This is a genomic window from Candidatus Andeanibacterium sp., assembly GCF_057143545.1.
In genome coordinates this window covers 19,394-27,476 of sequence record NZ_DBNHSF010000072.1, presented here as the reverse complement: position 1 = coordinate 27,476, position 8,083 = coordinate 19,394, and the positions used below count along the sequence as shown (strand labels likewise).

Below are 8,083 nucleotides of genomic sequence, written 5' to 3'. Positions count from 1 at the left end.
GGACTTTCTCAAAGGTATCCAAAAGAAATAGAGGCGCTGCTGGAAGGCTCGCTCCCGAATGTCCGCTTTCCATCCAAAGCGGACATCCCGCCCTAATCCTCGTGATCCTCCAGCTCGTCGCCCTTGAGCGTCACGACATGGATCAGGTTGGTCGATCCCGGCACGCCGAACGGCACGCCCGCCAGCGTGATCAGCTTCGATCCCGCCTCGCCGAAACCGTGGCGCAGCGCCATGCGCTTGCCCTTGGCGATCATCTCCTCGAAACTGCCGACGTCGCGGGTGGCGACCGCATGCGCGCCCCACAGCAGCGCCACCCGCCGCGCGGTCACCAGCGAGGGGGTCAGCACCATCACCGGCACGCCGGGCCGTTCGCGCGCCACCCGCCGCGCGGTCGAGCCCGAGCCGGTGAACACCACGATCGCCGAGATCGGCAGGGTCTCCGCGATCGTCATGCAGGCGTGGCTCAGCGCATCGGCGGTGGTGCGGTCGGGCGGGGTCTCGTGAATCCTGATCCGCTTGGCGTAGCTTTCGTCGCCCTCGATCTTCTGCGCGATGCGGTTCATCATCGTCACCGCTTCCTCGGGCCATTGCCCGGCGGCGGTCTCGGCCGAGAGCATCACCGCATCGGCCCCGTCATAGACCGCGTTGGCGACGTCGGAGACTTCGGCCCGCGTGGGAGTCGGGCTCTCGATCATCGATTCGAGCATCTGGGTGGCGACGATCACCGGCTTGCCGAGGCTGCGCGCGGCATTGACGATCCGCTTCTGGAGGCCTGGCACGTCTTCGGGATTGAGCTCGACGCCAAGGTCGCCGCGCGCGACCATCACCCCGTCCGATAGTTCGAGAATCTCGTCGAGCCGCGCGACCGCGGCGGGCTTTTCGATCTTGGCGCAGAGCGCGCCCCTGGGACCACTGGGCCCGCCCATCAGCCTGCGCGCTTCGGCGAGGTCCTCGGGCCGCTGGACGAAGCTGAGCGCGATCCAGTCGGCCCCCTGCTCGACCGCGAAGGCAAGGTCGCTGCGGTCCTTGTCGGTCATCGCCGCGACCGGGACCACCGCATCGGGAACGTTGAGCCCCTTGCGGTCGGAAATCACCCCGCCGACCTCGGCGGTGCAGAGGATCTCGTCCTTGCCCGCCTTGATCACGCGCAGACGGATCTTGCCATCGTCGACCAGCAGGCGCTGGCCCTTTTCGAGAATGCCGAACAATTCGGGATGCGGCAGGCAGACGCGGGTTTCGTCGCCGGGAGCGGGATTGCGGTCGAAGGTGAAATGGCGGCCATGCGGGATCACCACCCGCTCGCCCTTGCGGAACTCGCCGACCCGCAGCTTGGGGCCCTGGAGGTCGCACAATATCGCGATCGGGCGGACGAATTCCTTCTCCAGTCTCCTGATATGGGCAATTTCCTCGGCATGGGTCGCATGGTCGCCATGGCTCATATTGATGCGAAAGGCATCGACCCCCGCCAGCAGCAGGCGCCGCAGCATGTCGGGATCGCGGCTCGCGGGACCGACCGTCGCGAGGATCTTGACCTTGCGGCCCCTCGGCTTGAGCTTGAGTGCTTCATGCTTTGCCATCGGCTGCTGCCTATGTCAGAGGCGGGGAACAATACAAGGATGATAAGATGAGCAAGCCACAGGATCCGCTGGACGAGCTGCCCGACGCGGTTGCCGCCGCCGCCTTCCGCCGGCTGGTGCGGCACCTGCGGCACCGCCACGATGCGCAGAATATCGACCTGATGGGGCTCGCGGGCTTCTGCCGCAATTGCCTCGCCGACTGGATCAACGATGCCGGCGCGGGCTTCGACAAGGCCGGTGCGCGCGCGGTGATCCACGGCATGGCGTTTGACGAGTGGAAGGCGAGATACCAGACCGAAGCGACGCCTGAGCAGATGGCGCGGATGGAGGAAAGCCTCAAGCTCAATGGCGGGACGCATTGATCGCCTCTCCCCTTGAGGGGAGAGGATACGAAGCCCTGGCGCTTCGAGCGCCTGGGAGAAGTTGGAGAGGGGTATCCTGCCGGACCGTTGGGCACCCCCTCTCAACTTCGGCTAGGCCGTTACACGTCCAAGCCTGCGTATCTCTCCCCCGACCCGGGGGAGAGAGCAAGTTGAGGCCTTCACCGAATCATTGCCGCTCGCTACGGGCGAGGCCGATCAGTATTCAAACAATGGAGCTTACCCGATGGCCGAAGCCACCGACGATCGTTTGCGCCTCTTGATCGAGCGCATCGAACGCCTCGAGGAGGAGAAGAAGGGCATCGCCGACGATATCCGCGACGTCTATTCCGAGGCCAAGGCGGTCGGCTACGACAGCAAGATCATGCGCCAGATCGTGCGCCTCAGGAAGATGCGGCCCGACGACCGCGCCGAGATGGAAGCGGTGCTCGATACCTACAAAGCCGCTTTGGGTCTGGGATGAATCGCGTTAGTCTCGCCCCACTTAGCAAGGGGGAAGGAGAGCGGTTCATGGCACGCCCTTGGGGAGCAGCCCGCGACGGGGGGATGATCGTCACCACCACCGCCTTGGTCGAGGGACAGCCGGTGCGGCAATATCTCGGCATAGTCACCGGCGAAGTGATCGTCGGGGCCAACATCTTCCGCGACCTGTTCGCCTCGATCACCGACATCGTCGGCGGGCGCTCGGGCAAATACGAGGAAGTGCTGGGCCGCGCGCGCGAGGAAGCGATCGACGAGATGCGGCTCAAATGCGCCGAGATCGGCGGCAATGCCGTGATCGGGGTCGATCTCGATTACGAGGTGATCGGTCAGAACGGCTCGATGCTGATGGTCAGCGCCAGCGGGACCGCGGTGGTCATCTGATCGGGCCGATTGCTCCCTGTCCCGCGCTGGGCTAGGGGCGTCGCGAACCCTCAACAGCAGCCAAGAACAGAGACATGGCAGGCCATTCCAAATTCAAGAACATCATGCACCGCAAGGGTGCGCAGGACAAGAAACGCTCGAACCTGTTTTCCAAGCTCAGCCGCGAAATCACCGTCGCGGCCAAGATGGGCACGCCCGATCCCGACATGAACCCGCGCCTGCGCCTCGCGATCAACAACGCCAAGGCGCAGTCGATGCCCAAGGACAATATCCAGCGGGCGATCGACAAGGCCGCAGGCGGGGATGAAGAGAATTACGAGGAAGTCCGCTATGAGGGCTACGGCCCGGGCGGCAGCGCGATCATCGTCGAGGCGCTGACCGACAACCGCAACCGCACCGCCTCGAATGTCCGCTCGATCTTCTCCAAGCATGGCGGAAACCTCGGCACCGAAGGTTCGGTCGCGCATGGCTTCGAGCGCAAGGGCATGATCGAATATCCGGCGGGCGCGGGCGACGAGGACAAGGTCCTCGAAGCGGCGATCGAGGCCGGGGCCGACGATGTCGAGAGCTCGGACGAGGGCCATGTGATCTGGACCGGGATGGAGTTGCTGCACGAAGTCGCGGGCGCGCTCGAAGCGGCGCTCGGCGAGCCCGATAACGTCAAGCTCGCCTGGAAGCCCAACCTCACGGTCGAACTCGACGAAGGCGCGGCGGGAACACTGGTCAAGCTGGTCGACGCGCTCGACGACGACGACGATGTCCAGGCCGTGTGGGGCAATTACGACATCGCCGACGAGATCATGGAGAAGCTCGCTTGATGGCCGCCCCGACAAGCGGAGCGGCGGGCTGATGTGGAGCCTGGTCGCGAAGGCCCTGCTGGCAGGCGCCATGATCGCGGCCATTGCCGAGATCGGCAAGCGCCTGCCGACCATGGCGGCGCTGGTCGCTTCGCTGCCGCTGGTCTCGATCTTGGGCATGATCTTCCTGTGGCGCGAACGGCCCGACGCGGAGAACATGGCGGTGCATGCCGAAGCGACCTTCTGGTACGTGCTGCCGAGCCTGCCGATGTTCCTGATGGTGCCGTTCCTGTTGCGCAGCGGGTGGCCGTTCTGGCTCTCGCTGCTGGCGGGCTGCGTGCTGACCGTGGTCCTCTACGGCGCGCTGATGGCCGCCGCACCCAGGCTCGGCCTCAAGCTGTGATCATCCTCGGCCTCGATCCCTCGCTCAGCTGCACCGGCTGGGGGATCGTGCGGGCCGAGGGATCGCGCATCTCGCACGTCGCCAATGGCGAGATCCCGACCGACCCCAAATTGGCATTGTCGCAACGCCTGGCGCTGGTCGACGCGCATATCATGCGCGTGCTCGAAGCCTATCGCCCCGATCGCGCGGCGGTCGAGGAAGTCTATGTCAACAAGAACCCGCAATCGACGCTCAAGCTGGCGCAGGCGCGCGGGGTGATCCTGGCCGCCTGCGGCCGGCAGGACATTCCGGTGCGCGAGCATGCCGCGCGGCTGGTCAAGAAGGCGGTGGTGGGAACCGGCGGAGCCGAGAAGGAACAGGTCCAGGCGATGCTCAAGGTGCTGTTGCCCAACGTGGAAATCGCCGGGGCCGACGCCGCCGATGCCTTGGCTGTGGCGATTGCCGATGCCCATCTGGGGGAGAGTTGAGCCGATGTATCTCAACGTATTCAGGAGCCGCAAGCGCGAAGGCTATGACGCGGATGCCTATGCGGAAGAGTCCGCACGAATGGTCGCCCTTGCGCAGCAGCAGCCGGGCTTCTTAGCCTACAAGAGCTACGCCGCCGAGGATGGCGAGAGCGTCACTATCTCCGAGTGGGAGGACGAGGCCTCGGCTCTCGCATGGCGCGGAATCGCCGAACACAAGGTGGCGCAAGCCCACGGGCGAAGCGCATATTATTCGGAATACACGATGTTTGTTTGCGTCGATCCTCGGGTCCATCGTTTCACGGCAAAGGACGGCGAGTGAGCATCCACTTCTACGGCATTCCCAATTGCGACACCGTCAAGCGGGCCCGCAAATGGCTCGAGGCGCGGGGCCTCGATTACAGCTTCCACGATTACAGGAAGGAAGGTGCCGATCCCGCCAGGCTCAAGGCATGGATTGCAGCTGCCGGATTGGACAAGGTGCTCAACAAGCGGGGCACCACATATCGCAAGCTCGGCGAAGCGGAGCGGGCGCAGGCCGACGATCCGGCCGCCGCGGAGGCGTTGATGGTGGCCAATCCTTCGCTGATCAAGCGCCCTGTGGTCGAACATGCGCGCGGCGTCCTGGTCGGGTTCGACGAAGGCGAATGGGCGGAAACGTTAGGCTAGTCTTCCGGTCGTTTTCCGCCTTCGAACGGGAGGGCGATTACTTAACGATGGTTTAACCATCCTCATCCATAGAGGGCAGGTATGCGAGGGGGACCTGCGTAATGGATGACCTGTTGGCCGATTTCGTGGCGGAATCGCGCGAGATGCTCGAAGCGCTCGCGGGAGAGATCGTCGCGTGGGAAGCAGAGCCAACCGACCGATCGCGCCTCGATGCCATCTTCCGCTTCTTTCACACGGTGAAGGGCAATTGCGGGTTCTTCGATTTCCCCCGGCTCGAAGCACTCAGCCATGCGGCGGAAGATGTCCTGTCCGACGTCCGCGCCGGACGCAGGCAGCCCGACGAGGCGTTGGTCAATGCGGTGCTTGCGGTCATCGACCGGATCGCGGCGATGATCGAAGCGATCGAGACCGGCGAGGAGTTTCCCGAAGGCGGAGACGAAGAGCTGATCGCGGCGCTTGAAGGTACCGGAGAGGTGCCCGGCTCCGTCCCGGCCATGCAGGTCAAGAACGAACCGGCCAATTCGGAGCGTTCGAGCGGCGGGCCGCGTTCGATCCGCCTGCCGGTCGAATTGCTCGACCGGATCATGAGCGGCGTCTCCGACATGGTGCTGGCCCGCAACGACCTGTTGCGCCGGATTCACGAAATGGGCGAGGAAACCGGGCTCGAAGCTCCGTTCAACCGCCTCTCGGCGATCCTCAACGATGTGCGCGACGCGATCACGCACACCCGCATGCAGCGGATCGAGAACCTGTTTGCCGCATTCCCGAGAATGGTCCGCGACCTTGCGGCCGATCTCGGCCGCCAGGTGATGGTCGAGATGGAATCGGGCGATGTCGAGCTCGACCGCGAAATGATCGAGCTGATCCGCGACCCGATGGTCCATGTCATTCGCAATGCGATCGATCACGGGATCGAGACTCCGGCCGAGCGGCTCGAGGCGGGCAAGCGCGAAATCGGCCTCCTGACCATTTCCGCGCGCCAGACCGGCAACGAGATCCTCGTCGGCATCATCGACGACGGACGCGGGGTGAACTCCGCTCGCCTCGTCGAAAAGGCCATCGCCGCCGGGATCATCACGGCGGAACAGGCCGAGGCGATGACCCCGCGCGAGCGCAACCAGCTGATGTGCGAACCGGGAATCTCGACCGCGGGTGAAGTGACCGCGGTCTCCGGCCGCGGCGTCGGCATGGATGTGGTGCGCGCCAATCTCGAAAAGATCGGCGGTTCGATCATAATCGATTCGACGCCCGGCGCCGGCACGCGGATCATGCTCAAGGTTCCGCTCACGCTCAGTATCGTTCCCTCGATTACGGTCGCGGTGGGCGAACAGAAATTCGCGCTGCCGCGCTCCTATGTCGAGGAAATCGTGCGCGGAGGAACCGAGGAGGCCGACATGGCCCGGGTCGGCGGACAAATGCTGGTCACCATCCGCGACAAGCGGGTGCCTTGCGTTGCCTTGGGCGACGTCCTGCGGATCGCCGAGGAAGACCGGGGATCGGCGAACACACTGGTCGTGATGCGGCTGGTCGGAGGCGACCGCTTCGCGGTGGCCGTCGACCGGATTCACGATCACGAGGAGCTGGTGGTCAAGCCGATCGCCCCGGCGCTGATGAAAACCGGCTTTTATGTCGGCACGACCCAGCTCGACGACGGCAGCCCCGTGCTGATGCTCGATGTCGCCGGGATCGCCCGCGAGGCCGGCCTGATCCGCGAGGTCGAGCGGGTGGCCAATTCAGAGGTCGAGCAGGCGACGCGGCGGAAGATCGACCTCGGCCTGCCGGCGCTGCTGTTTGTCGGCTTTGACGGCCAGCGCCGTGTCATCCCGATGAGCACGGTCGACCGGGTGGAAAAGGCCAAGGCCAGCGCCGTGCGGATCAGCGGCGGCGAGGCGCAGGTGGTGCTCGAGGAGCGGATCCTGCCGCTGGTCGGGCTGTTCGGACAGGACCTGCCCGAAGAGCGGATCGAATTCTTCCGCCTGTCGGACGGACATTGCGAGATTGCCTATGCCTTCCGCGAGATGATCGACATTTCGCGGATCGAGGGCGAATTGGCCGAGGCCCGCTCGGGCGAAGCGATTGCCGGGATCGCGCTGATCGAGGGCGAGCCGGTCGAAGTGCTCGATTGCCACAAGCTGTTCGCGCTTTACGGGGTTGCACCGCGCAGCAAGGACCAGCCGGTCTGCCGGATTCCGTCGGGCGATCGCTGGTTCCAGGATTTCCTCAAGCCGATGGTCGAGGCCGCCGGCTATCGTGTCGTCAGCGAAGCGGACACGGCAGCCAAGGCCGATGTCGAAATCGCCGCCGCCGAGGCCAGCGCCAAGCCGGGCGGCAACGCCATCCGGATTCGCTCGACCGAGGAGGCGACCCCCGACACCGAGGGGTCGATCTACCGGTACGATCGCGATGCGTTGGTCGCTGCCCTCAGGGATGCAACGAAAGGGAAGGCGGCATGAACGATCTTTACCTGATAGTCGGCCTGTGCGGCGAAAAGGTCGCGTTCCGGGCGGCCGAAGTCCAGTCGGTGATCGAACTCGACAGGGTTACGCCCGCGCCCCGCGCGCCGGACTTCATCGCCGGCCTCACCGCCTTGCGCAGCCGCGCGCTGACAGTCGTCGATTGTACGAAATCGCTCGAACTGGGGCAGGGCGAGCGCGAACTCGAAGGCTGCCAGGCGGCGGTGGTCGAGCATCAGGGGCATATTTATGCGCTCGCGCTCGACGCGGTCGATGACGTGGTCGAAGCCCAGGCTTCACCCGAACCAGTTCCCGCGAAGCTTGCCGGTGGCTGGCATCGCGTCGCGCAGGGAATGGTCGAAACCGAACTTGGTCCGATGCTGGTGGTCGATCTGGCCGCGCTGATTGCCGGGCCGGAACAGAAGAAGGCAGCTTAATCGAATGTCCACCTGCCGGTCGTATTTGAGGATGAACAG

At 64.9% G+C, this 8,083-nt stretch carries 11 protein-coding genes; 10 read left to right on the top strand and 1 reads right to left on the bottom strand.

Annotated features, from left to right (window positions below):
* Positions 1-92: 92 nt before the first annotated feature.
* Complete coding sequence (gene pyk / locus AC16XC_RS04660; protein ID WP_484033478.1) at positions 93-1,577, bottom strand: pyruvate kinase; 1,485 nt, start codon at positions 1,575-1,577, stop codon at positions 93-95.
* Between the two features lie 47 nt (positions 1,578-1,624).
* Here pyk and AC16XC_RS04655 point away from each other — a divergent pair, with 47 nt between their 5' ends.
* The 10 genes from AC16XC_RS04655 (at position 1,625) to AC16XC_RS04610 (ending at position 8,044) form a co-directional block, all read left to right on the top strand.
* Positions 1,625-1,939, top strand: a complete 315-nt coding sequence (locus tag AC16XC_RS04655; RefSeq protein ID WP_484033477.1) for a DUF1244 domain-containing protein — start codon at positions 1,625-1,627, stop codon at positions 1,937-1,939.
* Between the two features lie 244 nt (positions 1,940-2,183).
* Positions 2,184-2,420, top strand: a complete 237-nt coding sequence (locus AC16XC_RS04650; protein WP_484033476.1) for a DUF2312 domain-containing protein — start codon at positions 2,184-2,186, stop codon at positions 2,418-2,420.
* Between the two features lie 83 nt (positions 2,421-2,503).
* A complete protein-coding gene (locus tag AC16XC_RS04645) occupies positions 2,504-2,821 on the top strand; it encodes a heavy metal-binding domain-containing protein (protein WP_484033480.1) in 318 nt (105 codons plus the stop codon).
* Positions 2,822-2,895: 74 nt separating this feature from the next.
* Positions 2,896-3,639 (top strand): YebC/PmpR family DNA-binding transcriptional regulator, encoded by a 744-nt coding sequence (locus AC16XC_RS04640; protein ID WP_484033475.1) that lies wholly within the window; start codon positions 2,896-2,898, stop codon positions 3,637-3,639.
* A gap of 31 nt (positions 3,640-3,670) precedes the next feature.
* A complete protein-coding gene (locus tag AC16XC_RS04635; RefSeq protein WP_484033474.1) occupies positions 3,671-4,021 on the top strand; it encodes a DUF3147 family protein in 351 nt (116 codons plus the stop codon).
* The gene (gene ruvC, locus AC16XC_RS04630; protein ID WP_484033473.1) at positions 4,018-4,488 is read left to right on the top strand and encodes a crossover junction endodeoxyribonuclease RuvC; all 471 of its coding nucleotides are present in this window, start codon (positions 4,018-4,020) and stop codon (positions 4,486-4,488) included. Before AC16XC_RS04635 ends, ruvC begins: the two co-directional genes overlap by 4 nt.
* Complete coding sequence (locus AC16XC_RS04625; RefSeq protein ID WP_484033472.1) at positions 4,466-4,807, top strand: antibiotic biosynthesis monooxygenase family protein; 342 nt, start codon at positions 4,466-4,468, stop codon at positions 4,805-4,807. Before ruvC ends, AC16XC_RS04625 begins: the two co-directional genes overlap by 23 nt.
* Positions 4,804-5,154 carry an ArsC family reductase gene (locus AC16XC_RS04620; RefSeq protein ID WP_484033471.1) on the top strand — a complete coding sequence of 117 codons (351 nt, stop codon included), beginning with the start codon at positions 4,804-4,806 and terminating at the stop codon, positions 5,152-5,154. The genes AC16XC_RS04625 and AC16XC_RS04620 overlap by 4 nt, the downstream gene beginning before the upstream one ends.
* 101 nt (positions 5,155-5,255) lie before the next feature.
* Positions 5,256-7,607, top strand: a complete 2,352-nt coding sequence (locus AC16XC_RS04615) for a chemotaxis protein CheA (protein WP_484033470.1) — start codon at positions 5,256-5,258, stop codon at positions 7,605-7,607.
* Positions 7,604-8,044: a chemotaxis protein CheW gene (locus AC16XC_RS04610; protein WP_484033469.1), complete on the top strand. Its 441-nt coding sequence runs from the start codon at positions 7,604-7,606 to the stop codon at positions 8,042-8,044. Before AC16XC_RS04615 ends, AC16XC_RS04610 begins: the two co-directional genes overlap by 4 nt.
* The last annotated feature ends 39 nt before the right edge of the window (positions 8,045-8,083 follow it).